Annotated in this window: 26 protein-coding genes; 15 read left to right on the top strand and 11 right to left on the bottom strand. The window is 47.0% G+C overall.

Annotated elements, in window-relative coordinates; all coding sequences use genetic code 11:
- Positions 1 to 8: 8 nt before the first annotated feature.
- Together DFER_RS04445 and DFER_RS04440 are read left to right on the top strand one after the other, a co-directional pair.
- Complete coding sequence (locus DFER_RS04445; RefSeq protein ID WP_015810408.1) at positions 9 to 968, top strand: SDR family oxidoreductase; 960 nt, start codon at positions 9 to 11, stop codon at positions 966 to 968.
- A gap of 26 nt (positions 969 to 994) precedes the next feature.
- Entirely contained in the window at positions 995 to 1,780 is a 786-nt protein-coding gene (locus tag DFER_RS04440; RefSeq protein ID WP_041735886.1) for a helix-turn-helix domain-containing protein, read from the top strand.
- A 19-nt stretch (positions 1,781 to 1,799) separates the two neighbouring features.
- Here the strand turns inward: DFER_RS04440 and DFER_RS29075 are convergent, their stop codons facing one another.
- Positions 1,800 to 3,362, bottom strand: a complete 1,563-nt coding sequence (locus DFER_RS29075) for a PAS domain-containing sensor histidine kinase (RefSeq protein ID WP_083769042.1) — start codon at positions 3,360 to 3,362, stop codon at positions 1,800 to 1,802.
- A gap of 114 nt (positions 3,363 to 3,476) precedes the next feature.
- A complete protein-coding gene (locus tag DFER_RS04430) occupies positions 3,477 to 4,577 on the bottom strand; it encodes a fatty acid desaturase family protein (protein WP_015810405.1) in 1,101 nt (366 codons plus the stop codon).
- A 323-nt stretch (positions 4,578 to 4,900) separates the two neighbouring features.
- Between DFER_RS04430 and DFER_RS29070 the strand changes: the two genes are divergently transcribed.
- Entirely contained in the window at positions 4,901 to 5,560 is a 660-nt protein-coding gene (locus DFER_RS29070; RefSeq protein WP_015810404.1) for a response regulator transcription factor, read from the top strand.
- A 20-nt stretch (positions 5,561 to 5,580) separates the two neighbouring features.
- Here the strand turns inward: DFER_RS29070 and DFER_RS04420 are convergent, their stop codons facing one another.
- Complete coding sequence (locus DFER_RS04420) at positions 5,581 to 6,027, bottom strand: hypothetical protein (RefSeq protein WP_041734741.1); 447 nt, start codon at positions 6,025 to 6,027, stop codon at positions 5,581 to 5,583.
- Between the two features lie 140 nt (positions 6,028 to 6,167).
- On the opposite strand from DFER_RS04420, the gene DFER_RS04415 reads away from it, so the two are divergent.
- Positions 6,168 to 6,359 (top strand): cold-shock protein, encoded by a 192-nt coding sequence (locus DFER_RS04415; RefSeq protein WP_015810403.1) that lies wholly within the window; start codon positions 6,168 to 6,170, stop codon positions 6,357 to 6,359.
- A gap of 389 nt (positions 6,360 to 6,748) precedes the next feature.
- Here the strand turns inward: DFER_RS04415 and DFER_RS04410 are convergent, their stop codons facing one another.
- The 3 genes from DFER_RS04410 to DFER_RS04400 form a co-directional block, all read right to left on the bottom strand.
- Positions 6,749 to 7,609, bottom strand: a complete 861-nt coding sequence (locus DFER_RS04410) for a bestrophin family protein (RefSeq protein ID WP_222837305.1) — start codon at positions 7,607 to 7,609, stop codon at positions 6,749 to 6,751.
- 95 nt (positions 7,610 to 7,704) lie between these two features.
- Positions 7,705 to 8,538, bottom strand: coding sequence for a transglutaminase family protein (locus DFER_RS04405; RefSeq protein WP_015810400.1), 834 nt, complete (start codon positions 8,536 to 8,538; stop codon positions 7,705 to 7,707).
- A 142-nt stretch (positions 8,539 to 8,680) separates the two neighbouring features.
- On the bottom strand, positions 8,681 to 9,016 hold the full coding sequence (locus DFER_RS04400; RefSeq protein WP_143828663.1) for a hypothetical protein: 336 nt from the start codon (positions 9,014 to 9,016) through the stop codon (positions 8,681 to 8,683).
- Between the two features lie 733 nt (positions 9,017 to 9,749).
- Here DFER_RS04400 and DFER_RS04395 point away from each other — a divergent pair.
- On the top strand, positions 9,750 to 11,060 hold the full coding sequence (locus DFER_RS04395; RefSeq protein WP_015810398.1) for a site-specific integrase: 1,311 nt from the start codon (positions 9,750 to 9,752) through the stop codon (positions 11,058 to 11,060).
- Positions 11,061 to 11,601: 541 nt separating this feature from the next.
- Here the strand turns inward: DFER_RS04395 and DFER_RS04390 are convergent.
- Positions 11,602 to 12,255: a Crp/Fnr family transcriptional regulator gene (locus tag DFER_RS04390; protein WP_015810397.1), complete on the bottom strand. Its 654-nt coding sequence runs from the start codon at positions 12,253 to 12,255 to the stop codon at positions 11,602 to 11,604.
- A gap of 160 nt (positions 12,256 to 12,415) precedes the next feature.
- Between DFER_RS04390 and DFER_RS04385 the strand changes: the two genes are divergently transcribed.
- From DFER_RS04385 to DFER_RS04375, 3 genes are all read left to right on the top strand, one after another.
- The gene (locus DFER_RS04385) at positions 12,416 to 13,375 is read left to right on the top strand and encodes a hypothetical protein (RefSeq protein WP_143828662.1); all 960 of its coding nucleotides are present in this window, start codon (positions 12,416 to 12,418) and stop codon (positions 13,373 to 13,375) included.
- Positions 13,376 to 13,733: 358 nt separating this feature from the next.
- Entirely contained in the window at positions 13,734 to 14,660 is a 927-nt protein-coding gene (locus DFER_RS04380; protein WP_187293429.1) for a hypothetical protein, read from the top strand.
- Positions 14,661 to 15,962, top strand: a complete 1,302-nt coding sequence (locus DFER_RS04375) for an outer membrane protein assembly factor BamB family protein (protein ID WP_015810394.1) — start codon at positions 14,661 to 14,663, stop codon at positions 15,960 to 15,962. It begins immediately after the preceding gene.
- A gap of 308 nt (positions 15,963 to 16,270) precedes the next feature.
- Here DFER_RS04375 and DFER_RS04370 read toward each other — a convergent pair whose 3' ends face one another.
- Both DFER_RS04370 and DFER_RS04365 read right to left on the bottom strand, forming a co-directional pair.
- Positions 16,271 to 16,624 carry a helix-turn-helix domain-containing protein gene (locus DFER_RS04370; RefSeq protein WP_015810393.1) on the bottom strand — a complete coding sequence of 118 codons (354 nt, stop codon included), beginning with the start codon at positions 16,622 to 16,624 and terminating at the stop codon, positions 16,271 to 16,273.
- A 135-nt stretch (positions 16,625 to 16,759) separates the two neighbouring features.
- Positions 16,760 to 17,317 carry an antirestriction protein ArdA gene (locus DFER_RS04365; RefSeq protein WP_015810392.1) on the bottom strand — a complete coding sequence of 186 codons (558 nt, stop codon included), beginning with the start codon at positions 17,315 to 17,317 and terminating at the stop codon, positions 16,760 to 16,762.
- A gap of 269 nt (positions 17,318 to 17,586) precedes the next feature.
- Between DFER_RS04365 and DFER_RS30845 the strand changes: the two genes are divergently transcribed.
- Together DFER_RS30845 and DFER_RS30840 are read left to right on the top strand one after the other, a co-directional pair.
- Complete coding sequence (locus DFER_RS30845) at positions 17,587 to 17,982, top strand: serine hydrolase domain-containing protein (protein ID WP_050774616.1); 396 nt, start codon at positions 17,587 to 17,589, stop codon at positions 17,980 to 17,982.
- On the top strand, positions 17,925 to 18,281 hold the full coding sequence (locus DFER_RS30840; RefSeq protein ID WP_374754553.1) for a serine hydrolase: 357 nt from the start codon (positions 17,925 to 17,927) through the stop codon (positions 18,279 to 18,281). Before DFER_RS30845 ends, DFER_RS30840 begins: the two co-directional genes overlap by 58 nt.
- Positions 18,282 to 18,315: 34 nt before the next feature.
- Here DFER_RS30840 and DFER_RS04355 read toward each other — a convergent pair.
- A protein-coding gene (locus DFER_RS04355; RefSeq protein WP_222837289.1) for an IS3 family transposase occupies positions 18,316 to 19,424 on the bottom strand; the annotation gives its coding sequence in 2 pieces (ribosomal slippage) (positions 18,316 to 19,175 and positions 19,175 to 19,424; 1,110 coding nt in all).
- A gap of 512 nt (positions 19,425 to 19,936) precedes the next feature.
- On the opposite strand from DFER_RS04355, the gene DFER_RS04345 reads away from it, so the two are divergent.
- Positions 19,937 to 21,187: a phthiocerol/phthiodiolone dimycocerosyl transferase family protein gene (locus DFER_RS04345; protein WP_015810391.1), complete on the top strand. Its 1,251-nt coding sequence runs from the start codon at positions 19,937 to 19,939 to the stop codon at positions 21,185 to 21,187.
- Here the strand turns inward: DFER_RS04345 and DFER_RS04340 are convergent.
- Entirely contained in the window at positions 21,162 to 21,521 is a 360-nt protein-coding gene (locus tag DFER_RS04340; protein WP_015810390.1) for a winged helix-turn-helix transcriptional regulator, read from the bottom strand. The two genes, DFER_RS04345 and DFER_RS04340, sit on opposite strands and share 26 nt — an antisense overlap.
- A gap of 128 nt (positions 21,522 to 21,649) precedes the next feature.
- Between DFER_RS04340 and DFER_RS04335 the strand changes: the two genes are divergently transcribed.
- The 4 genes from DFER_RS04335 (at position 21,650) to DFER_RS04320 (ending at position 24,895) form a co-directional block, all read left to right on the top strand.
- The gene (locus DFER_RS04335) at positions 21,650 to 22,435 is read left to right on the top strand and encodes an SDR family oxidoreductase (protein ID WP_015810389.1); all 786 of its coding nucleotides are present in this window, start codon (positions 21,650 to 21,652) and stop codon (positions 22,433 to 22,435) included.
- Between the two features lie 64 nt (positions 22,436 to 22,499).
- Positions 22,500 to 22,823 (top strand): nuclear transport factor 2 family protein, encoded by a 324-nt coding sequence (locus DFER_RS04330; RefSeq protein WP_015810388.1) that lies wholly within the window; start codon positions 22,500 to 22,502, stop codon positions 22,821 to 22,823.
- Between the two features lie 89 nt (positions 22,824 to 22,912).
- A complete protein-coding gene (locus DFER_RS04325; protein WP_143828660.1) occupies positions 22,913 to 23,842 on the top strand; it encodes a hypothetical protein in 930 nt (309 codons plus the stop codon).
- Between the two features lie 147 nt (positions 23,843 to 23,989).
- Entirely contained in the window at positions 23,990 to 24,895 is a 906-nt protein-coding gene (locus DFER_RS04320; protein WP_015810385.1) for an alpha/beta fold hydrolase, read from the top strand.
- The last annotated feature ends 67 nt before the right edge of the window (positions 24,896 to 24,962 follow it).

Genomic DNA, 24,962 nt, shown 5'->3' with positions numbered 1-24,962 from the left:
ATCAAATCATGGATAAAACAGTATTGGTGACGGGCGGGACTGGGTTCCTGGCCGTCCATACGATCTTGCAACTGCTCCGGCAGGGCTACACCGTCAAAACGACCATTCGTTCTTTCAGCAGAAAAGAAAGCATTATCCGTGCGCTGAACGAGGGCGGGCTGACCAACCCCGACAATTTATCATTTTACGAGGCCGATCTGAGTGCGGACACCGGTTGGGATGGGGCTACGAAAAACTGTGATTATGTACTGCACATAGCCTCCCCTTTTCCGGCCGAGCAGCCAACAGATGAAAATGAGCTCATCATCCCCGCCAGGGACGGTTCCTTGCGCGTGTTGAAAGCAGCCAGGGATGCCGGCGTAAAAAGGGTTGTGCTCACGTCTTCATTTGCCGCGATCGGTTATAGTACGGACATCGAAAACCACATTTTCACCGAGGCCGACTGGACAGACGAGCATGCGCCGATCATGCCCTACATCAAGTCGAAAACCATTGCGGAAAAGGCTTCCTGGCAGTTTATGGAGCGCGAGGGCGGCGAAATGGAATTGTCCGTTATCAATCCGGTGGGAATTTTCGGGCCGGTATTGGGCGATATTTCATCGGCATCCCTGGACACGATCATCAAAGGGATTGTGGCCGGCCAAATCACCGAAAGCCCGGCATTTACATTTGGCGTGGTGGATGTGCGGGATGTGGCGGACCTCCATATCCGGGCCATGCTGCATCCGCAGGCGAATGGAGAGCGGTTCCTTGCGACCTCCGATGGCGCTATGAGTTTTTACGACGTGGCGCAACTCATCAAACGGCACAGGCCGTCGCTTGCATCCCAAGTTGCCGGCATGGAGCCAACCGGAAAAGCATACTACGTTCGGATGTCCAATCAAAAGGCGGTGACGACGCTCGACTGGCATCCGCGGTCGAAGGAAGAGGCGCTTCTGGCCAGTATCGATTCGCTATTTAATCGGTAAATTTGCAGGCATCAAAAGCTGATACATTGAAAGTTAACAACATCCTGTCCTGTCAAATCGGCCCGGAAATATCACCGGAGCAATTTATTCCCGAGCACTTCTTCCTGTATCTGCTGCGGGGATCGATGAAGGCATTCGATGGAAACAAGCATTATCAGATTCTTCCTGGGGATTATTGTATCGCCAGGAAGAACCATCTGATCCGATACACCAAGTACAAGGACGACAACCAATTCGAAAAGATCATCATCACGTTTGACGAACCGTTCCTGAGAACATTTTTGGAGCGGCATCCTTCTCAGACGCAGCCGTCGCATACGGACGATTCCTTTCTTTTTCTTGGAAAAAACAAACTGATCGAGCACTACATCCATTCGCTCGAACCTTATTATACGGGAAATATGGAGCTCGACGAGGCATTTGCCGATATCAAACGGGAGGAATTACTGATGATTATCCTGAAAGCAGACCCGGAAATGGCCGGTATCGTCTTCAACTTTGCCAATCCTGCCAAGATCGACCTGACGGCCTTTATGAACCATAACTTCCGGTTCAACATCAGCCTGGAACGCTTTGCATTCCTGACGGGCAGAAGCTTGTCTTCTTTTAAGAGGGATTTTCAGAAAACCTTTGGTACCAATCCCGGAAACTGGCTCAAAAAGAAACGGTTGGAAGAAGCTTATTTTCAAATCAACCGGCAAAGCCGTAAACCAAGCGATGTCTACCTTGAAGTGGGTTTCGAAGACTTGTCTCACTTCTCATATGCTTTCAAGAAGGAGTTTGGCCGCGCCCCGTCGGAGGTCTTGCCGTAGGAAAGTGATAGAAGAGAATTTATTCCAACGTTGGCAGCAATATCCGAAATGTCGCGCCATCCCCTTTGCGCCCCTCTGCAAGGATATGGCCTTGGTGATTTTCGATAACTTTCTTCACAATAGATAAGCCGATCCCAGTTCCAGCGAATTCGTGTTTGCCGTTCAAACGCCGAAATACCTCGAAGATATCTTGTGCATATTTTGGTTCGAAACCTATACCGTTGTCTTTGATTTCAATCAGCTGGAACTGTTTTTCGGCTTCCAGCCCAAACAAACGGAAACCACTATCAGCGCCCCTTACAAGCTGCGAGGATATACGAACAACTACCGCTGCTCCTGGACGGCTGAATTTTAATGCATTCCCGATTAAATTCTGAAATAGCTGCCTGATTTGCGGAGCATATCCATTCATTGGATAAAGATCTTCCAGATGTATCTCGGCACCTTTTGCCGTGATCGCCGATTCCAGATCCATCAAAACCCCATTGATTTCTTCGTGCAGATTAACGCGCGTCTTCTCTTTCACACTGGACACTTGCGACAAGTGCAGCAAGTCCTCGATCAAAATATTCATGCGATTGGATGCGGCCTGCATTCTGATCACCAGGTTTGTTCCATCCGGGCTAAGCGCATGAGAATGCCTGTTAACAAGCAATGTGCCGAGCGCGGTTATTTTACGTAAAGGTTCCTGCAAATCATGGCTGGCCACATAGGCAAAATCCTGCAACTCCTTGTTCGACTTTTCGAGCTTTTTATTCATAATTTGTAGCTGGTCGGCCATGAGTTGCAATTCGGCCTGTTTGACGGTTGTTACATCAACGGTGAAACATCGGGTGTGAACAAACTGGCCGTCCTGACGAAAAACACTCGAACTGATGTGTACAACACGGATGCTTCCGTCTTTACAGACCATTTCCGATTCGTATTGATTCAGGACCTCGTCCTCTTGCAAGCGCCTGAGAATATCATTGATTTTGTCAAGGTGCAGATGGAAAGTTGAAATATGATGCCCTACATATTCTTCACGCGTGTAGCCCAGCATGTCAAGCTCCGCCTGGTTTGCCCATTTGATAATGCCCTGATGGTCGACCCAATGCAGACCTATAGAAGCATTGTCGATGTACTCCTGCAACTCAAAAGTTTTTCTGCTAAGCGCTTGCTGGGCCGCATTTTGGCTCGTGTTTTCGTGGAAACAATTAACTGCCCCGAGCAGATCACCGGCATTGTTATAAACTGGGGACACATTGGAGCTGACATTGGTCACCGAACCGTCGCGCCGCTCCATAGTAAGGTCAAAACCCGCAACCGGACGGTTTTCTCTAAGGCAGATAGCAACGGGCGAATCTTCAAAAAGCAACAATGAGCCGTCGGCATTTAAAAGACGGTGAGAACCACAGAATTTCTGTGACGGAATGCCCTCTGCGCCCCAAAGCACTTGCGACATGGCATTGCCGTAAGTGATTGTCCCGGTAGCATCGCAAAAGCAAATGCCCATTGGTAGATGCCGGAACAGTAAATCCGGGCCTGAATGATCGCTCCCTATATTTTCGAACAGGGACGACCATTGTCGTTGACTTTCCATTGAAATAATTGAAAATGAGGTGCCGCATGTAGGAGCTTGTTAAAGCTGGTGATAACAGCGGCGTTATATTATACTAAAAGCGTGCCCCGGTCCGGCACCTAGTCGACACGCCTATCAGACGATCGCCTCATTGAAGCTCGGCGCGCCAAAGCGTTTGAGACTTGCGATGTGCGATCTAAGTGCGGAAGCAAATGATTTGTTTTCAAGATAGGTCAGCCCGAATTCGGCCGCCGTTTTTTTTACAATCGGGGCGATCCTGGGATAATGCACGTGGCAGATTTTGGGGAACAGGTGGTGTTCAATCTGAAAATTCAGTCCGCCGATGTACCAGCTCAGCCATTTGTTGCGGGGCGAGAAGTTGACGGTCGTTTCCAGCTGGTGGATTGCCCAATCTTTTTCTATAACCCCCGCATCGTTGGGCAGCGGGTGCTCAGTACCTTCTACTGAATGTGCCAGCTGGAATATAACCGTCAGCACCAGTCCGGCAGCAAAATGCATGAGTAAAAAACCCGCCAGTATTTCTAAAAAGGGCAAATGAAAAACAAAAACCGGGATGGCAAAAAAGATACTCAGATAAATGACTTTCATCAGGATCAACCCCAGCAGCATTTCGGTGTTCTCAGCCCTGGTCTGACGGTTTACGCCCGACTTGATAAAATGAACATACTGGATAAAATCTTTTAACAACACCCAATACAAGGTAAGGATGCCATAAAAGAAAAATGCATACAGCCATTGAAAGCGGTGCAGCGGCCCTGTCTTTTCATGCGGCGAAAGTTTGATCACGCCGCGGTCTTTGATGTCTTCGTCCAGATTGGCGACGTTTGTATAGGTATGGTGCAGGATATTGTGCTGTAATTTCCAGTTTGTTACACCGGCACCCGCCAGGTTAATGGTATACCCCAGCCATTTATTCACCACCGGATTATTTGAAAATGCGCCATGGTTAGCATCGTGCATGATACTCATTCCAATGCCGGAAATGCCCGCGCCCATCACCAGCCATAACAGCATACTGACCCAGAATGGCGGCGTGAAGATCAAAATGGCGAAAAAAGGCAGAATGTAGGCTGAAAGCAGCACCACGGTTTTGACAACCATGGTTTTGTTGGCGTACCGGGTCTTATCGTTTTCGGTGAAATAGGCGTCAACCCGCTTTTTAAGTGTAGGGAAAAACTGGCTTTTATGGGGGGAGGCAAATCTGATCTTTTCCATGTTGGTCTGGTTTAAACTCGTTGGCGAAGGACCAGATGAGAGAACAGAGTTTTACCAGCGTAGTGTCAGGAAGCCTTTCGTTATCAGAACGTTAAATATTCCAATTTGTTTGAATTTCGTGTAAAATAAATACGATAAATAAATCGTAGCACACTGTGCGAGGCACTTAAAGTCATTTCTGATGCGGGATTTCTGGTCAAAATTTACATGAGCTGGGCAAGGTGCTCAAAAATAAAACAGGCCCTCACAACCTGGGTTACCGGATTTCGCCGGTGCGGGATAATAAAACCTTGACACGCTCAGCTTTCGGCCTACCTTTGACCATGACCGAACTTTCAGGGGCCGATGCCAGAGCTATTATAATTGTTGATACCTATCCCGTATCCCGTCAAGGTTTGGCCGCCTTGTTGACAGCCGAATTCCCGCAGTGGTCCATCGCCCAAGCGAAAACCGTCAATGAGCTGACCGGATCCGAGCCTGGCCTTTCGTCCGGTCTTTTTATTTTGGTAATCAATTCCGACTTTGAAGAGGAAGAGTATAATCCTGTGACAGAGCTCAGAAACACGTACCCTAATGCCCACATTATTTTGTACGGGGAAGAGCTCAGGGCCGAAGCGGCTATTGATTATCTCAAGAATGGCGTAAAAGGCTATATATCGAAGCATAAAGACCTGACCGAACTCGTCAGCTGCGTGCTCACAGTGAATGCAGGCGGGACTTATCTCAGCGACGACCATCTGAAATCCTTGTTCCGTTACCTGATCGAAAATTACAAGACATCCCGAAAGCAAGATCTTTTGACCCCACGCCAGAGAGAGGTTGCCAAACTACTTGTTCAGGGTCTGACAACATCGGGCATCGCAGAGCACACGGGTTTGCACATCTCTACGATCAGCACCTTTAAAGCAGCCATTTTCGCTAAATTAGGGATCGACAACGTCGTAAAATTGAAGCAATTGTTAGCGGATGAGGATAATGTCTAACCTGAATTTGCTGAATACTGTCAGGAATAAATCACCAATGCGTGAGGAGGGATAGTCAGGCGGATCGCTTTCCCGTTTCTAACCTCAATATTCAATTCGGCCGGACTCAGGTCAGAAGCAAACAGACAACGCATAGAGCTGTCTATCAGGTGCATCGTATCGTCCACAGTAACATACACGAAGGCGTGTTTTTCCTGGTCCAGATTCATAGCGCATAAAAATTCTTTGCCTTCCGAGATGCGCGACCACGCAACTACTTTCTTGTCACCGGCTTCATCCTCGGGGAAGCTGAAAGCGATACCATTCCGTGAGGTAGATCGCAGAAAAAAAGCTCCGGAAATCAAAGCAGGATAATGGCCCAACAAGGTATCGAGGCGCTGCAAATGGTGATGGCGCAACTTTTCGAGACAATGCTCACGGACACCGAAAATGTCAGGATTCAAATGTATTTCAAGCAGGTTTTGCATTGTTGACGTTGCGGATAGCTGGTGATTAAGGAAGATAGGTGTTTTTAGGGCAAAATAAAATATTATTTTAAAAAACAGTCCATTTGTTTTTTGTTGACAAAATTTTATTTTACATTTGATAAATATTTTAAAATAAAGTTATGAATAGAGGAACGGTTAAGTTTTTTAATGACACCAAAGGATTCGGTTTCATTGCTCCGGAAAATGGCGGAAGCGATATTTTTGTACACACAACTGGTCTGAACGACGATATCCGTGAAAATGACAGTGTGTCTTATGAAGTAGAAGAAGGTAGAAAAGGTCTGAATGCGGTTAATGTAACAATTATCTAAGCGGCCAAACATACTAAGCAAGAGAATCCTCCCTATGGAGGATTTTTTGTTTTAGCCCTGTACTCATCCATTATAAAACAAAAAAGGAGACCGAGGCCTCCCATTCATTTATCCAAATCCGCAACGGTGTTACCTGGCCGGCACCGGAATCAACTCCCGCTCGAAATAGGCCAGCATTTTGTGATCCAAGTCCCCAATTTCTTCGCAGTAGTAAATTCGCTTCAAGTAGTTCAAAATCCGTAACCGCTTATCAGCGTCCGTTAACAACGACACAACTGATCCTATCACATGTTTGTTTTCCATTCAGGAAGATAACGTTTTATCACCAGTATAGCTAATTATTACGGGGCTTACACGAGTGTTACATCAGTTTTATTTGCACAAAACATTTACATAACAAAATAGCTTTCCGTATTCGACTCTGTCGCCTTCACTTCTTCACCCAGCAATTGCCGCGTGTTGACTTCTATATTTTTGGCGATTTCCGTGATGGGGATATCACTTGGGCTATTTTTAAATGGGTCTTGTAAATGGTACGCGATCTTTTCGATGCAGAAAAAGCTGGCGGAAATCAGCATCAGCAGCGGAATGACGAGCAAATTGTTAATGCTATTAAGCGAAATTGTGAGTGTGATCACAAACAGGTAAATGATCAAGTGCAGGATTAGCCGGTATGTCGAGGGAAATACGGTCCGGTTGATGCGCTCTGCGCCGCCCATGGAATCCGTCAGCCGGATGACTGTCTCCTGAAGGTGAATATGTGCATGCACGTCCAATGCATCCATTGCGCGCATTGCACTGATGTCCTGCACCGTAAGCTGCAATATTGCCAAAGGTTTGTTGGTGTGTGCCAGGATCTTGTGTTGATCATCAGCGTCGATGAGGTGTTGCAGGTTAGCGAGTGGGTCATTTCCTCGCAGGGAGCGCCCAAGCGTATATCCCCATGCTGCCTGCCGGTAGGCGATCCGTTTTACGATTCCATCATGATCGTGCGTCACAAAAGCCAGCAGCTGCATGATCAGGCTTCGCGAATCGTTGGTAATAGCACCCCAGATTTTTCTAGCTTCCCACCACCTGTCGTACGATTGGTTCATTTTAAATGACAAGAGAACCGAAATGGACGTCCCCAGAAAAGCCGGAATGGCCAGCGGCATGTCGGGCAGGAAGTCGGTAAGCCGGAAGGCGCCGAAATGGGTGATCAGACTCAATATCAGGACGGCGGTAAGCTCATATTTTACAATGCCGATCAAGTATCGCAGTGGTAGTTTATTCTCGAGAATCATATTTGGTAACTTTAAGTTTTGGCGCGGATCTCAACTATTAAAAGATCATCCGCGCTATTAGGTCACATTCTGGCCACGGCAGTTTGGTAATGCATGGTAGAAACGCAACGGTCCGTGGTTCCGTCGACCGGCATAACGTCCTGTGGCGCGGGGCCTACGGCGAGCGCAATGTGGCCTTCACTGGTGAAAAGCCCGGAGGTCGTGTCCAGTCCGATCCAGCCGGCACCCGGAATGAAAACCTCCGCCCATGCATGTAAATCCGCGATGTCGCCGGTCGGGGTACCGAGCTGAACAAGATACCCGGACACAAAGCGACTGGCCAGCCCGAGCCGGCGCAGTAGCTGGACCAGCAGCCAGGCCGAGTCGCGGCACGAGCCAGCGCGGGTTTGTAATGTTTGCTCGCACGTCTGCACGCCTTCTTCTATGCGCCGGATGTAGCGGATCTGATCAAATACCTTTTTGTTGAGCTGCACCAGGAATTGAATAATTTCCCCATGAAAGCCGCTGGCGCTTGCCTCGAACTCCGAAAGTGCCCGGCTTTCCTCGCTGATTCTCAGATAAGGCAGCAATGCTTTATGTATGGGTGGCGGATACAAAAAAGGAAACTGCCGGGCGTGCGGGTCGATCAGGAAATCAAATGGATTGTACTGCTCAAGCCTGGCGCGCAGTTTGACTTCCACCGACATTGTTTCCATTGTTCCATCAAAATCGACACGTGCCACTTTGTTTCCATACACATCCTGCTGCCAGTGTATCTGATGCGCAGGGAGTAAGTTCAAAGAATAGGATTCGGGAATAATGTGCGAATGTGCGTAGGCCGCAAGCCTGATCAAATGGGGAGAAAGAAAAACCGGCCGGTCGTAGGTGTAGCTGATCTTGTGTGTGAGATGTATCAATCGCCCTTGCTTTTACTGTCGCGTTTCTCCTTTTTGTCAGCGCGCTTTTCTTTGAGGTTCTTGGCTGGCTTTTTCTTGTCTCCTTTTGGGGCATTTTTGTCGTTTGACATAGCTTTGTTGTTTTAGTTTGATTGATTTGCTTCTATTCACTTCCCATTCTCAGCGCAGTCGCCAACGCTGCGAGCAACGAAGGCATTTCGCCCTCGGCGCCTAATTCCGGAGCGATCAGCAAGACTTTGCCAGCCACCAATTTCATTTGATCCATAATGGCGTCCGCATTTACCGGACTCCCGGCAAGCAACGATTTCAGTATTTGCAAATCACCGGCAATGGACTGAGTAGTTTCACTTTCGGATAGCCGCCCGATCCACTGATCGATTATTTCGATACCCCTTTGCGGCGTAAGCGAAGCTTCGTTTCCCATCAAAAGACTCGTCGTGGTCTCGATCAGTTCTGTCGTATCAGCTAATGTATTCATCTGGTTCATTTAAAACTTGTAAGTGCCGGATCTAGTCTTAGGGAATTGAAGGCAAGGGCGGCATTTTAATAAGCATTGCGAAATGGCAATGCTATGCCAAATGTTCACCGGCAGTAGTGCGGCACCATTGTATGATTACCGTGCCACTGAAACCAATCAGGAATAAGTCCCATTAAAGGACTTTGCAGTTATATTGAAGAGTTTTCACACAACTGGTTTTGGGGCTAATTCTTCCGAAAACGGGATTTACGCGATGTATACTACGAACGTAGGAATCGTGATCGCAGGGAACCTAATTTTATTGTAACGTCCGTCGATGTCGTTCTTGTTCGCAGCAGAAGATGCTAAAAAATTGCTACTTTTGTCCCAATTGCAATCCGACAGCAGAAATTGGTGAGTGATTCGGTGAGTACGCATTTGAGCAGGCTTTAACTTACTGATAAGCAATATGTTGCTTTGAGAGATATGATTCCAGCGGGATCACTTAAAGCGCCTCAAAGGGCGCTTTTTTGTTTTAAATTGTTCTGATAATCAGCTTGTTTCAAAATTTCTGAGTCATTCCTGATCAAAGTAACCTATCCGATTCGGTTACCGTTTCGGTTACCTATCTCATTTTCTAAATTAGGTAACCGAATTTTCGAAAATAGCTTGTGTGATGTGGTTTTGAGGAAATCGATGCGTCGCCTGCGGGAAGTCCCCGCAGGGAACATTAGATCACTTAAAAATGTGAAGGATGAAAAGCAATCAGAAACTTTCGATCCTCTTCTGGCTATTCAAAGCCAAAGCAACCAAAGACGGCAAAGCGCCGATCTATGTCCGGATTACCATCGACGGCCTCGATGACGAAATCTCCCTCGGCAAAAAAGTGCACCCCTATGACTGGTGCAACCAAACCAAAAAGGTTACTGCGTCAGGCATGGAAGCCAAACTGATCAACATTGCTATTGATCAGGCGCGCGCCTCGCTGACATCCCAATTCATGGTGCTGCAATCGCAGTTTGAATGTATCACGCCTACGATGCTCAAAAACGTCTACAAAGGCAAACCGGTCGAAGACAAAGTCGATGCTCCCCAGCCAGGATCGAAGAAGCAGCAGACCCTGCTTCAAGCTTTCGACGAACACATCGAGAAATTCGAATTAATGGTCGAGCGTGGAATGCGTTCGGACAACACACTGCGACATTGGCGAAAACTTAAAAGACATGTTACAGCTTTCATCAAGTTTCAGTACAAAGCATCTGACCTGAATTTTTCAGAGTTATCTGGTCTGTTTGCCGAAGAGCTCTACGAATACCTGACGCTTCACAAGCCCAAACCGCTCGCTGAGGTATCTGCTCGCAAGGACGTGAAATGGACCAGGCAGATAGTAAAAATCGGTGTCAAGAAGGATTTCATAACACGCAACCCGATGGAAGGTTTTAAATGCTCGGGCGGTGATGTTGAGGTGATTCCGTTAGAGTTTGAACAGGTTGAAAGAATTCATCGAAAGAAATTGCATGTTGAACGGCTAGTTGAAGTGCGAGACGCCTTTATTTTTCAGTGCTTCACCGGCTTTGCCTATCAGGACATCTACGGACTCACACGGGATAGCATAACACTTGTTGGCCCAAAGAGGGAAAGATGGCTTGTCCGGAAACGCGGGAAAACACAGGTTGGCGAAATGGTACCGATACTGCCAATTGTCGAGGAGCTGATTCAAAAGTATAAGTCCCATCCCTATTGCGTGGCCCACGATAAGCTGATCCCAGTGAACAGCAATTTCCGATACAACACCTATTTGAAGGAGTTAGCGGACATCTGTGATATTCGTGACATCACGGGAAGTATCAGAAAACTAGATACTCATGATGCCAGGCATTTCTTTGCAGATATGATGCTGAACAACGGCGTGCCCTTAGAAGACGTAAGCAAGATGCTTGGTCACAGAAATATCCGGACCACGATGCGTTATTGTCGCGTAAGGAAATCGCGCATCAGCGAAAATGTAGGACTGGTAAGAGATCGGTTGTTTACTAAAACCGGAAAGCTCCGACAACCATCCTAAACGTTTCTAAGGGTAGCAGACTTCGCGCCAGCAATATCATGTTAGCAGCTAGATCAGGTGAAGCTTCGCTATACGAGGGCTACAGCTGGATCACCTAAAGCGCCTCAAAGGGCGCTTTTTTCGTTTAAAAACGTCATTTTTTCACTGCTTTAGAAGACAAGCATATCATTCTGATTCATAGTGTACACTCAACTAAGAGCCAATATGTCTGGCAATGTGGGTGACGAAGGGAGAGTTGTTTGCACGGTCAGATCCCAAGTTTTGCCGCTGTTTCATGATCGTATCGCACAACGACTATCAATTTTTGGCCATTCCGAGTGAAAGCATTGGTGTAACTGAATTAGGACCGGTTGTGGCCATCGTTTTCCCGCGAACTTCCCGCGATGTGTGTCACTAAAAGGATTAACTGGAATACTTCCCAAGTCCCTATCAACCGTGGCGAGTGAAGAGTTGTTGCGCGATTGATTAACCAAAAAGTAATGGAAGATCCGATAGCACGACTCCGCATATTCATCCATGCTTGGTGTTCTTAGTGGTTGCTTCAAAGCAGGAGGTCACCAGCCAAGATGTTAATTATCGTATTGACCGTCAATACAGGCAACTGAGATGGCTTATCCCGTAACAACAGTTTCAGGCAGCGGCTGAATGTTGCGGGAGTTGTCCCAAGGTAAGATGCGATATAGTGATCTGGGATACGGCGGAACAATGAATTGGGCTGACCTAGGTATGATTCGATGCGCTTTTCGACCGTCAGAGACTTAAACAATTTAATACGTTCACTAAAGTTGACCAACCGTTGCTCCAATATTCTCACTATCAAATTGGAAATCAAAACATGTCTTTCCGCTAACATTTTATACTCCGCATATGAAACTGAATAAATCAAACAGTCCTCTAACGTCTCGATTGCTTCATAAGATTTCTGCCTCAGAAAAAAGCTTTCTGCGACGCATGCCATATCACCATCGGCGACCAAACGGGATGTCACGTCCTCCCCTCCGATGTGATAGTAGGTGCGTATAACTCCGGAATGAATAAAGTAAATGTGATCGTTTATTTGTCCGACATCCACAAGAATACGCCCCTTTCTAACTCGATAAGGACTAGTCAGTGAAGAAAATTCCTGCTTCAAATCGGCGAAAGCCTCCGATTGTAAAGCGTCGAAAAGCAACGTAAGAGGTTTAGAGTCTTTCATAAATATTGCGAAGTGTAATGCTTAGTTTCTTGTGCTACAACAAGCCAAAATGTTGTCGAACAACAACCATAAGTGATGTTTTATAACAAGATAAGCATAGTTCAATTGTGATTTAATTTGTAACCGATAAATATTTATTCTACAAATTAAACGAATGGGTATGAGAACAACTTCCTATCAGGTACGTAGATCGGCGTGGCCGGTTTTCCTGAGTTTTTGTGGTGCATTGTCGGTGTTGTTGAGTGGTTGCGACAAGCAGCTGCTAAGCGAGACGCGAAGCAGTCCCGACGAAGGCAAGCGAGCGGCTCGACTTTCTGGGGAACCAGTTTTTAAAGCTGACTACGAAGTTGAAACGGTCTCAATAGGACGAATTGAGTCTCGTGATTCGAAGGCGGCCAAATCCGACATTGTTTTCGCAGAAATCGGGTTGCAACCAAGAATCGAAAGACAGAAAGTCAATTTTCAGATTAATGGCGATGGTTCTTACGAACTTACGATACAGCCGCTTTCCCCGCAACGATTAGATCTTTTACCTCCGACGGTAAGAAAAAGAGCTTCCGAGTCTGTGCTGTCAAACAGAACAGTTGTCAGGAATAATGTAGCTACATTTTACAATTCAAAAGGGGAAGAAGTCGGAAATTCAATGTTCAAAGCAGGCCGATTCGATAAACTGGTGGTTAAGGTGCTTGAAAGTAAAGGTGGCGACAATTCGATTTCGAACGAGATCATCGGACATCCCCTTATAACAGAATCTCAAATTCTTAAAACTGCCCAGGAGAAGGGTGCCGTTGTGAAGGCCAATGGGGCCGTTACCGAGATAACATTCGATCTTTCAAAATTCAGTGGCGAGGTTGATGCTCAGGGGGAGAGCCTAAGCAAAATGGCAGTGCAATATTATGATTTTGACAGACACAGGCTGTTGGGAGAAAAGTTACTCGAAAGCAGCACTGATAAGCTGCTTTACAAATCCAGTATATTTTACTCCTCTCCAGAGGAAGGGAATCAGGTTTCGAAAATCATTAGTGAAACCTTTGACGAAGATCCAAGGACGGGTTTGCGGACGAAGGTAACCAAACAGGTTTTCTACTCGAAAATGAACATTGTCGTAAATCAAAACTAATTTAAGGATGAAAATCTTAACTCGATCCAGGATAATGCTGCTTACAGCACTTACGGCTCTGTTCACGAGTCGTTCACTTTCCTACGGCCAGCAAACGCGGGGCGTCGATTGGATACACGGTCTCGGTGGGGATGTGAACTCGTTGCGCAGAGTGGACAGCTTATATAATGCATTGCGACGAGTAGTTACCCCAATCCGTCAGGGATACAATACGAGTAACGGGATTACTAACATGGCAACTGCAGTTCAAGGAAGCACAGGAGGAGCTAACAGGCTTGGCATAGGCCATAGTCTCGGAGGAACCGCCGCGAGACAAGTCAGTTTCTGGAACAATTCGCACTGGAGAGGTATAGTAACCATGGGATCGCCTTTGCGAGGTGCAAAAATATCTGCATCGGCTTCGGATGGAACAAACACTGCATTCATCAACAATGGTATCGACCGGATGATGGCCGGACCGGGAGTTGGAGCAGGAACAGCACCTCCAATCTTTCCGAACCTAGGAATACTAATCCACCAAGTGAGTATTCTCGGCCAGCTTTTTTCCGGCACGCTTGCTTCCAAAGCGAATAGTACGTTGATGAATAGCTTCGGCCTCGTCGGACAAACCGCGGTGGATTTGCACCCCAATAGTAACTATCAATCCGGCGCGCAATTCCAGGGTGCTACCGTACCGAAAATACTAATTTGGGGAAATGAAGTTTATCCGCTTTTATGGCGAACCGTCGGAACATACTCATCCGATAATGGAACCGATGATCAGGGAGTAAGTATTGCATCTACTGCCGCTGACATTTATAATACAATCGCCAATGGTGAGGAAGCATTGAGTTGGGCAAACCTGCCCATGCATGGGTTCCATCAATGGCGTAAGGGCAAATGGGAAGAAGGTAAAAACTGGGTTAACAATGACTCAAACGCTGGATGGGAGGAAGTGATTGGTTCTAATTACACAGAATTGGTCTCATGGTATGAAACTGTTGTAACGTGCGATGCAAACCAATGGCAAGCGTGCTATGCATCAAGTCCCCCACCCGGTTATTGTGATGACTATTGTACAGATCAGGTATATCATTCTTATACCGTGTACCATGACTACCCGAGTGATGGAGTAGTAACTCAACGATCAGCGACGAATGATGGCGGAAGCTGGCAAGGAATCCACCTTGAAGCTCCGAACACCAATCACGGAGAATTTAAGCGACCGGATAGGGTAAGACCGACGTTGGATTGGGTTTTCAATAACGGTGACCAAAGTGGGCACTTCCAAATTGACCTCAGATAAATGCGTAAGCTACTATTTATATTGTTCTTCTCCTGGTTGCAGAGCTGCAATCAGGAGAAGATTGGTACCCAGGTCGACAAGGATGGCGTGGTTACTAAAATGCCCTTTTTATGGAAATCTCGTATCTCGGACGGCGCCCGCTTATCAGCAATATCAAGAGGATATTTAGTTGACGGGAAAGGGCTTCTTTGCGTGGCGATGAAAAATTCTACGCCGCCGGAAGGCTATGGTGACAATTTTCTGCAACTTAAAGACATACAAACAGGAAGAAATATTTGGGAATGGGACGACCTGTTCGATAAAAGGATCGCCAACACCATTCGTCAGAGCATTGATGTTCAGAAAGGCAGGATGCTTTTACATGATGGGCGATCCCGGTATTTTGTTGACACGGATGCAGGCAAGACCATATGGAAGGGGAAGAGCGAGCTACCTGGTATTGGCCCACACGCTTCCTTTCTTGACGACCGTTACTTTATCAAAGCGTCCGACCCAGAAATAATGGCCCTCGATATTGCCAAAGACGCTATATATGAGGGTAATTATCAGAATGGCGACCTGCGACAAATCGCAATGCCGAAGTATAGCGATGAGTATTTTAAGAAAGTTGATGGTCGCGTGGATATGGGCGGTGCGATTATAAACTTTCATGCATTCAAAAAGGACGGGAAAAGCTACTTGATCATACCCTACGCAGAGCCGGGTCCGGCAGTGAAATACTCTAGCGTACGTGCACTGTTCGGTATGTACAATTTGGATACAAAGAAATGGATATATGACCGAATTCCTCTGGGTATTAGCGAAGACGGCACAACTGCGAGTGTCGTGCCTGTTATCGATGGCGACTTTGTTTACATGACTTCACGCGCCGCTGTGGATTGTTATGAGATTATGACAGGCAAAAGGATTTGGCAAACTCGGCTTACGGAAACCAGCACAACAGCCCTGGATATGATTGTTGACGGCTCTAATCTACTCGTTAACTCGGGCGATGCCAAATTGTACTGTCTGGATAAAACGACGGGGGCGAAACGCTGGTCGCTACCATCAAGCGCATTTGCAAGTGATCTCTACTGTCAAGACGGCACGGTGTATTGGATCGCAACTAATGCGCTGCGGGCTGCCGATATACAGTCCGGGAAAATGTTGTGGAACATGGAATCGCCGGACAAACATGAAGAGGGACGTTCCGACTCCTGGTTTTGGGGATTTGTTACCGGATTACCCGCATATAGCGGAAACAAAGGTAAAATATACGTGAGTACGAATTTAAATATCTATGCCTTTGATGCTGTAAAATAGAATCCCACCTGACTGGAGAATATTTTGGAGAGACTATGCAATAGTCACCACTTGATCTGACAGATAGGGGTTAAAATTAGCAACCCGTCACCTTTTCAGGCGCATTTGGTGTACCACACCCACGCCCAAGCAAGTCTCTTCCAATTTTTTAGATGCTCACCGTTACATTTTGCCATTGTATTCTTTGATAATGGCAGATAAACCTGGCTGCTTCTCGGGCCGTCGATCCCTTCTACAAAAAATAAACCCTAACGTGGCCTTCGTTCGGGGGACACTGGCATCCAAAGCCGGTTGGGCGTTGTTGAATTTCATTTGGATGCCGCAATTTTGAATTTTTCGAACATCTTATCGATATCAGTTCTATCATAATAAATCACACCCCCGATCCGCATAAAGGCAAGCTGACGACTTGCGCACATCGCATGCAGCTTGCCCGGTGATACATCCAGTAACCTCCTTACTTCCCGAGATTTGAGCCATTGTTTGGAATGTTGAGAGCCTCCACCTGCCAGCAGCCGTCTCATCTCAGAGAGCATTTGCTCTTTAAATTTTTCAAGATCCGCCAAAGTGACTAATTGATGCGTGAACAACGCCGAACGCTCCTCTGGTTGGTTGCCCTTCTTTTCCATTGCTGTCTGCTTTACATTAACAATCAAAAACATCGATTGACACGTGCAGTCGATGTTTTTGATCGGAAAATAATAGTCAGCACTTGGTACTTGCTTCCTCTTTTTCTCGCTGGAAGAAAAAGAATGAAGTGCCGTTCGATGCGGGCCGCATCGAACGGCACTTTGCCTTCAACAATCTGTGAAGATATGACCTTCGTGTTCGCTGTAACCGTCTAAAAACAAGTCTTTGGCGAAGGCTTCGTAGTCGAAGTACCTTTCAAGAGACTGTGGCACACCTGACAACAAACCTGTGTCTTCGATATATTGATAGGCATATTCAACTATAGCGTCTTTCCCAGAGCCTCCAAAGAATCCTTGGTAGCTTTCCCAGAAACTTTCGATTTGGTTTTCCAGCTCGCAGCCATTAGATGGCCAATAATTGATCTGCTTACAGTAAATCTCGAACGCTTCGGCAGTCTCTTCGTCCATTTCGCTGGTTGCCTCAAAGTAAGCGAACGCCTCTTTATGAAGGCTGCATTCCGAGATAAAAAAGTCCGGAATGTTTTCCCAGTCTTGGAACATGAGCTCCGGATCCAGTTCATTCCGGTGGAATTCAAAGCAATCTTGCAGGAATTCTTTGAGATCAGAATATTCTGTCAGGTCAAACCACTTACCGAACAGCGAACCACTGTTATACTGACCGTAGGTTCCCACATAGATTTTTGGAGCATTTTCAAGATTTTTCATGATTGAAAGGCATTTTAAGTTGCTTTGGCCCCGGCGTTGTGCTCAGGGCAATCGCTGCCTTCCACTCAATGAAAAAATGACGGGGCTTGTCCCCCTGGTTGCAAGCCCATCCGGCGGTTTAAGGTGCGGCTGGCAGTTGTGCGGCCAGCTAAAAAGCTGGATGACGCAGTGCAGGCTTGCAACCGTCATTTTTTGCTTTGTAACTTTCGTTTGCACTGCTCACATCGTTAACTTCAGCTCCCATTCAAGTATCATCCTTTCCGCGGTTTATGAAATGTCCATTACTATTAGCTACGTTTTTCCTATCGGCTGGACTAGCTTATGCCCAGACATCAAAGGTTGATTCGCTGGCTATCGGGAAACTGAAAGACGTGCATGTTCCGGGTCATGCCGCAGCAAAAGTTGAAAACGGCCAAGTTTCCTGGACGCGCTATTATGGCTTCCAAGACATGGAGCAGAAAGTACCCGTGACAGATTCAACGTTCTTTCACATAGCCTCCATTTCTAAGACGATAACGGCTGCGGCGGTTATGCAACTCGAAGCAAAGGGATACTTCAAGCTGGATGATGACATTAACCGGTACCTTCCATTCGCCTTGTCGATCCATTGTTTCCAGCTACTCCGATCACGTTCAGACAACTGTTGCGGCACCGCTCGTCAATAGCGGATAACCTGGACTATCTGCTCTCATTTTGGGAAAATAAGTATCAGGGAACAGATATGCCATTGGGGACGTTTCTCGCCGATTATCTATCCGTGGGTGGTAAGCATTCTCAAGCGAATAAGAATTTTGCCAACACCGAGCCGGGTAACAGGTCCGAATATTCCAATATTGGCTTTGCACTGCTAGGTTATCTCGTCGATCGGATTTCGAAGACCCCATTTGACCAGTACTGCAAAGCGAATCTATTCACCCCACTGGAAATGCACAATACCAACTGGTTTTTAGAGCCATTTCAATAAAACTTACTGGCAGTGCCTGTAAGTACCCCGTTTCTCAGACAGTCATTTGGTGGTGAATTTTCTTTTTCACCAGCGATTCCTTCCATTCAAATGGTGTCAAATTGCCCAGTCCTTCATGTGGTCGTCGCTGGTTATATTCTTCAATCCATTCCGCGGTTAATTGCCTGACCTGATCCAGGTCGAAGAACAAATAAGCGTCTAATACAGCTTCTCTGTACAGTCGATTAAATCGTTCGATATAGCCATTTTGCGTTGGCTTGCCTGGCTGTATAAATTTGGCTTCAATGCCTTTTTCCTCACACCAGATCGTGAAATTTCCGGAAGTGAATTCCGGTCCGTTGTCCGATCTGATCGCCATTGGGAATCCTCTGCTTTCTCCAATACGGTTCAAAGTCCTAATGATCCGCTTCGCGGAAAGTGAAGTATCGATTTCTATGGCCAATGCCTCACGTGAGCAGTCGTCAATGACGTTGAACGTTCGGAATTTGCGGTTGCCGACCATACTGTCGCTCATAAAATCGACACTCCAAACTTCATTCACCTGCGCTGGCTGAGCTAAAGGTTGCCTAACCCGATCGGGTAATCGCCGCTTCCCCTTTCGCCTCTTATTCAGCTTCAAAACTTGATAAATGCGGTGAACTCGCTTATGATTCCATGGCTTACCTGATCTTCGCAGGTAGGCAAACAGCTTTCTAAACCCGTATGAAGGGTGTTTGAATGCCAAGTCCTGCAACGACTCAATTACCTCAGAATCATCCTTCTTACTGCTGTAATAATATTGAGAGCGAACAAGGCTAACGATTTTACAGGCTCTGCTCACAGCGATATCGTGCTCGCGAACAATCTCCTCTGTCAATTCCCTTTTTGCGGCAGAGCCCAGCCCTTTTTTACGAAAATCTCTTTGAGTATTTGGTTATCCAGGCTCAGGTCCGCGAACATCTTTTTGAGCCGGGAATTCTCTTCCTCCAAATCCTTAAGCCTTTTGACGTCGGAAGCTTCCATGCCTCCATACCGACTCTTCCAATTGTAAAAAGTGGCCTCAGAAATGCCATGCTGCCGACAAATCTCCTTGGTTGGGATGCCTGCTTCCTGCTGCTTGAGGATCGAAACGATCTGCGTCTCTGTGAATCTGGTCTTTTTCATCAGTTTAAAATTAAGGTTTAATCTCTAATTTCAAACTGTCTGTCGTTTCGGGATACTTACACAGGTCCTGATTCTGTTCATTCTTCGAAACCCGTACGTACCCAAAAATCATCTTAAATTACATTTTAACCCCTATCGTTGCAATATACTGTAATTTGATTTCATGTACCACTAAAATGAACTCCTTCAAGGCGCTTTTAAGTGTCAAAGTGGCCATACTACATTACGCAAGCAGAGTACAGAAAAACGACCGAAAGATCGAACTATCTAAAACAATAGATGCACTCTATAAGACTGTTTCCGAACATTCGATATTAAAGCTGCAGGTAAAATCAAACAGTCAATTGAGGTGGTCCAGCATATATCATCTTAAAATGGTTTTATAGAAGTAGACAAATGTGCATGCCGCTTCGACTTTTGTCCATTCTATCCAGTTTCTCAGCTAGCCAATTTTGCATTCAGGTAGCGTAGGCAAAGTCCTAAGCGCTACCGCTCATCTAAATCAATGCAAAATGAAAAGACAACAGAACCGCACGTTAGGTGCATTCGAAAAAACGTTTTGGCTGCTGGATCAGATTGATTCCAAGGATTTTTGCCTGGCCGCGGAGATCTCCGGTACCAAGCCCGCTGAGCAATGGCGTGAGGCCATCGACATAGTGCAAAGACGGCATCCCAATCTCTCGGTCCGGGTGGCCCTGGATGAACTATCCCGGCCTGCCTTGGAGCATGTTGGCAATCTGCAAATCCCGCTCAGGGTGGTGCACGCGGACCAAGACTACCCGTGGGAACGGGAGGTTGAGAAAGAACTTTCTGAAAGGTTTGATACCGCAGCAGGTCCACTTCTAAGGGTGGTCTTGGTTCAAAAAACAGACAGTACCGTACTGATTCTTTCTGCCAACCACACAGTTGCTGATGGAACGTCATTGAGCCATTTAACGCGGGACATACTCCTTGCCGTCACGGGAGAAGAACTCGCATTGATGCAGCCGCAAGTTTCCAATGACCAGACCCTCGGGTTGCCGGAAGATCTGCCTGCCCAGACCATTGACAAAGTCCTCGAATTAAAAATTAAGACCGATGTCGTCAGCCCGTTGGTTTCAGTGCACCGCATTTCTGAAACCACAACGCGCAACATTCTTGAACGCGCAAGACAGGAAAATACCAGCGTGCACGGTGCAATTTGCGCAGCGGCATTGATGGCTTCCAGGAGAATGCGTCCAGAATGGGAACAAACCCGGATGGAGTTGGTCTCGCCCATTTGCACCAGGGCAGCCCTCGACCTGGACGATAATTTTGGTCTGAACATCACCACACAGTCTGTGTTTTTTGAAAACCAACCGTACTTGTCTTTCTGGGATTTGGCCGGACTGGCAAAAGCGGGGCTTGGCGGAACCAGCTCCGCGGAATACACGACGGGATATTTGTCTTTTTTTCGGGAGATTGTATTTGGTCACAATGACATGCAGCGAATGCTGGATGCGTTAAAACAGGCGTTTAACCACCATATCATGGTCACCAACCTGGTCAGGGTGAAGTACGCTACTGATTTCGGGCCATTGAAACTGGAAGCCTTGTACGGCCCGATGGTCCGCTCAGGGAAGGGAATGGAACAAACGATCGGTGCATTGACGACGAACGGTTCGCTTTGCCTGACCAACACAAGCGACACACCTATCCCTGGCCTGCTCCTGGAAATGGAGCAGATCCTGGAAAATGCATGTGAAGATCATGTGGTCGCTAAGACTGAATGTTCGCTTCAATAAGCGTCCGCAAGCGCTGCTCATGCTGGTCGCCCCACTGTCCGATGGCACCAATAACGGGGATGAGTGATTTCCCGAAATCGGTGAGGTAATATTCCACTTTCGGCGGGACGACGGGGTAAATCACCTTCCCTACCAGCTCGTGACTTTCTAGTTCTTTTAGCTGCACATTCAACACCCGGCGGGATGCATCCGGAATTTTCCGTTGCAGCTCGCTGGGCCGTTGAAAGCCCTCGTTGATAAACCACAAAAGCCGCATCTTCCACTTGCCGTAAAGCACTTCACCGATCAGGTCGAGCCCGCAATTCAGGTTGGGCATTGTCTTTCTTTCGTACATAAGACAAATATAAACAGATGCGCCTGCCGGTTCAATAGGGATAAATTTATCCCTATCTGAATCGTAAATCCGTACTTGTCAGCATCTGGCATTGTGCTGAATTTTGTCCTGAACAAAACAGCAAAACAATGGACTTCAATTTTGAAAACGAACTGGAAAATAAAATAGCCCTCGTAACCGGCGGTAGCAAAGGAGCCGGCAAGGCCATCACCGACCGTCTTTTGAAAGCAGGCGCAACGGTGATCATCACGGCCCGTAACAAGCCGGAAGAAAACAATGGCGCCCATTTCATTGCCGCCGACTTGTCCAAACCGGAAGGCACTCAGATAGTCGTGGATGAAGTCATCGAAAAATTCGGTCGCCTGGATATCCTGGTCAACAACATGGGTGGTTCGGAAACGCCTGGCGGTGGGTTTGCGGCCCTCTCCGACCAGGATTGGGAAACGTCTTTTCAAATCAATTTGCTTGCACCCGTCCGGCTTGATCGCGGATTTTTGCCAGGCATGATCGAAAACCGCGCGGGCGTCATCATTCACATTGCTTCCATTCAGGCAAAGCTGCCATTGTACGATTCCACATTGCCCTATGCTGCTGCGAAAGCGGCTTTGGTGAATTACAGCAAAAGCCTCTCCAATGAAGTATCGCCCAAAGGCGTACGCGTGCTGACCGTATCACCGGGCTGGATTATGACCACTGCATCGGAAAGAATGTTAGAGCGTATTGCCCACAGTTCGAATATTACTATCGATCAAGCTCACAAAAGCGTCATGGATGGTTTGGGCGGCATTCCGTTCGGCAGACCGGCATGGCCGAAAGAAGTGGCGGAGCTGGTCGGCTTCCTGGTTTCACCGCGCGCAGCCTACCTGACCGGCACTGAATACGTGATCGATGGCGGGACGGTCCCTACGGTGTAGTTACCCATCAGTCAAATATTCATTCTCAAATATTCATTTCCAATCAACATAAACATTCAAAATCATGAAACTTCCAGAAAACATAGCCGGCCTGATCAAAGCGCAAAACGATTCAGACAGCACGGCATTTGCCAATTACTTCACTGCACACGCAACCGTTTCCGACGAAGGTTCGTCCTATTCAGGTAGGGACCAGATAAAGGAATGGATACAGGCGGCCGCAAAAAAATACACGATGCAGGTTACACCCATTGATTTTAACCAAAATGGCTCCAAGGCAAAATTAACTGTGGAAGTAAGCGGCTCATTTCCGGGCAGCCCGGCCGTAATGGCTTATCATCTCGAACTGGACGGCAATGCGATCAGCGGATTACAGATTACGGGTTAATAGTTTCGTAACCGGATTTGCCGCAATGTGCCATGCATTGTTCCCGCTGCATTCCGGCAGATCCTTTCATTTCAAAATATAAAAAGCTTATGATCAGAAGATGGCCGTTCAAAGTGTCAATGCCGGTGATGGCAATGTTGTGCATTTCGACTTTTACGTTTGCGCAAAATTCGAATCTCATTCTTGAAAACGATCCTGCTCAACGGGTTCAAATTGCGCCTGAAAGCGTTTTCAAAAGCTTCCGTGAGGCAGGTATGAAACCGGTTAACCACCCCCTGACGTCCGGTGAAAAAGAGAAAGTAGAAAAAGCCTTTACGCATTTGCCACCACTGCATCAGCGGATTTTGAAACAGCATTTACAAAGCATCAGCTTCATGGACGATATGCCGAATACGGCGCTTACTTCGCCGGTGGACATGGGTCGCTCAACGAAAATGTTCAACATTACCTTTCGTGCCAGTCTGCTGGATGAAAACATTTCCCAATGGGCAACATGGAAAGAAAACACTTGTTTCAACCAGGAACCGGGCGCTGACTACCATGTAAGCGTTGAAGGTGGCGATCTGGATGCGATCATTTATGTGCTGATGCATGAGGCGACCCATATTGTGGACGCGGTGCTGGACATTACCCCGCATCCTGCCGAAGCAAGCGCAGTTGTTCCGCCGACAGCGTTCACCAAAGATGTTTGGCGCATGATGAATGTGCCAGTTGAACCATACATTGACTCGCTGCTCGAACAAACGCGCTTCCGAAGCGGAAAGCAATTACCCATCAGTCGCGCTCCGGAAATTTATGCAAGGCTGGCAAAAACACCATTCCCTTCGCTCTATGCGATGGCTGCGTGGTATGAAGACATTGCCGAGCTGGCTACCATTTACCATCTCACCTCGAAAATGAAGCAGCCGTTTTACATTGTCGTTACCAAAAACAATGTGGAACTGGCCCGGTTTGAACCGATGAATAATGCGCTGGTCAAGGCGCGATTGGTCCTGCTGACGACCTTCTACAAGTCCTGATTTTACGCTCCGGGAAAAATGTACAAGCTGCATGGTCTTTTATCCATTCTTCCCGGGCGCCGGACCTGCCACCTTTGTAATGTCAAAACGCAACGACAATTTGCTAACGGTTAGCAGGTTAACTTAAAATAAAAACTTACTACTCAGATGAAAACCATTGCCTTCACCATCGCATTCCTCTTCACTTTTATCCAAGGACAATTCGCTTTTGCACAAACACGCAAACCCGCATCGCTGGGAAGAGAAGAATATATTGAAGTAGAAAAAAATGTAAAACTGCACGTGATCGACCTAGGCGAAGGCCAGCCCGTCGTGCTCATTCACGGATGGCCGCTCAACAACGAGATGTACGAATATCAGTACCAGTATCTGATTGAAAAGGGGTTCAGGGTGATCGGCATTTCGCTCCGTGGTTTTGGTAAATCAGACAGGCCCTACGGTAAATACGATTTCGATACATTCTCCGACGACATCAAGGTTGTACTTGAAAAACTGAAAATCGAAAATGTCACACTGGGCGGATTTTCAATGGGCAGCGCGGTAACCCTGCACTACGTGACTAAATACAATGGTGCGCATATCAAAAACTTAGCCTTGTTCGGAGCAACCGGCCCGTCGTGGAAACAACGCGAAGGCTACCCTTACGGCATCACCGACCAAGGCGCAGCCGATTTGATCAAGCAGACAAAAACAAACCGTGAGCAATTGGTAGCAGGCTTCGGAAAAGCATTTCAGGGCCAGGAAGGCAGTCTTTCGCCGGAATCCATCAAATGGCTGGAAAGCATTAACCTCAATGCCTCTCCTTATGCCACCACCCAGTCGATCAGCGCTCTGCGTGACCTGGACCTTCGCCCTGTGCTTTCAAAAATCAAAATACCTGTCGCAATATTCCATGGTATCAACGACAAACTATGTGACTTCTCCCAAGCTGAACAGCTCAACAAAGCCATCAAAGGCTCCTACATTGTCAAGTTCGAGAAAGGCGGGCATGCACTGTTTCTGGAAGAAATGGATAAATTCAATGCTGAACTTGAGAAGTTTGCCAGAAATTAATCAAGCGAATATCCCTGTGGAGCCAATCACCGCTTCACAGGTTTTTATCGATTAAAACCTAAAACTC

It is taken from the genome of Dyadobacter fermentans DSM 18053 (assembly GCF_000023125.1).
GTDB lineage: Bacteria > Bacteroidota > Bacteroidia > Cytophagales > Spirosomataceae > Dyadobacter > Dyadobacter fermentans.
This window is presented reverse-complemented; position numbering and strand designations above follow the sequence as displayed.

Bases quoted from the DNA above. Each gene is read 5' to 3' on its own strand.
- DFER_RS29075 (WP_083769042.1), bottom strand. From the start codon at position 3,362: ATGGAAAGTCAACGACAATGGTCGTCCCTGTTCGAAAATATAGGGAGC.
- DFER_RS04325 (WP_143828660.1), top strand. From the start codon at position 22,913: ATGATCAGAAGATGGCCGTTCAAAGTGTCAATGCCGGTGATGGCAATG.
- DFER_RS04380 (WP_187293429.1), top strand. From the start codon at position 13,734: ATGGGATCGCCTTTGCGAGGTGCAAAAATATCTGCATCGGCTTCGGAT.
- DFER_RS04395 (WP_015810398.1), top strand. From the start codon at position 9,750: ATGAAAAGCAATCAGAAACTTTCGATCCTCTTCTGGCTATTCAAAGCC.
- DFER_RS04385 (WP_143828662.1), top strand. From the start codon at position 12,416: ATGAGAACAACTTCCTATCAGGTACGTAGATCGGCGTGGCCGGTTTTC.
- DFER_RS04345 (WP_015810391.1), top strand. From the start codon at position 19,937: ATGAAAAGACAACAGAACCGCACGTTAGGTGCATTCGAAAAAACGTTT.
- DFER_RS04330 (WP_015810388.1), top strand. From the start codon at position 22,500: ATGAAACTTCCAGAAAACATAGCCGGCCTGATCAAAGCGCAAAACGAT.
- DFER_RS04445 (WP_015810408.1), top strand. From the start codon at position 9: ATGGATAAAACAGTATTGGTGACGGGCGGGACTGGGTTCCTGGCCGTC.
- DFER_RS04340 (WP_015810390.1), bottom strand. From the start codon at position 21,521: ATGTACGAAAGAAAGACAATGCCCAACCTGAATTGCGGGCTCGACCTG.
- DFER_RS04420 (WP_041734741.1), bottom strand. From the start codon at position 6,027: ATGCAAAACCTGCTTGAAATACATTTGAATCCTGACATTTTCGGTGTC.
- DFER_RS04390 (WP_015810397.1), bottom strand. From the start codon at position 12,255: ATGAAAGACTCTAAACCTCTTACGTTGCTTTTCGACGCTTTACAATCG.
- DFER_RS04320 (WP_015810385.1), top strand. From the start codon at position 23,990: ATGAAAACCATTGCCTTCACCATCGCATTCCTCTTCACTTTTATCCAA.
- DFER_RS04415 (WP_015810403.1), top strand. From the start codon at position 6,168: ATGAATAGAGGAACGGTTAAGTTTTTTAATGACACCAAAGGATTCGGT.
- DFER_RS04400 (WP_143828663.1), bottom strand. From the start codon at position 9,016: ATGAATACATTAGCTGATACGACAGAACTGATCGAGACCACGACGAGT.
- DFER_RS04365 (WP_015810392.1), bottom strand. From the start codon at position 17,317: ATGAAAAATCTTGAAAATGCTCCAAAAATCTATGTGGGAACCTACGGT.
- DFER_RS29070 (WP_015810404.1), top strand. From the start codon at position 4,901: ATGACCGAACTTTCAGGGGCCGATGCCAGAGCTATTATAATTGTTGAT.
- DFER_RS04335 (WP_015810389.1), top strand. From the start codon at position 21,650: ATGGACTTCAATTTTGAAAACGAACTGGAAAATAAAATAGCCCTCGTA.
- DFER_RS04375 (WP_015810394.1), top strand. From the start codon at position 14,661: ATGCGTAAGCTACTATTTATATTGTTCTTCTCCTGGTTGCAGAGCTGC.
- DFER_RS30845 (WP_050774616.1), top strand. From the start codon at position 17,587: ATGAAATGTCCATTACTATTAGCTACGTTTTTCCTATCGGCTGGACTA.
- DFER_RS04370 (WP_015810393.1), bottom strand. From the start codon at position 16,624: ATGTTTTTGATTGTTAATGTAAAGCAGACAGCAATGGAAAAGAAGGGC.
- DFER_RS04430 (WP_015810405.1), bottom strand. From the start codon at position 4,577: ATGGAAAAGATCAGATTTGCCTCCCCCCATAAAAGCCAGTTTTTCCCT.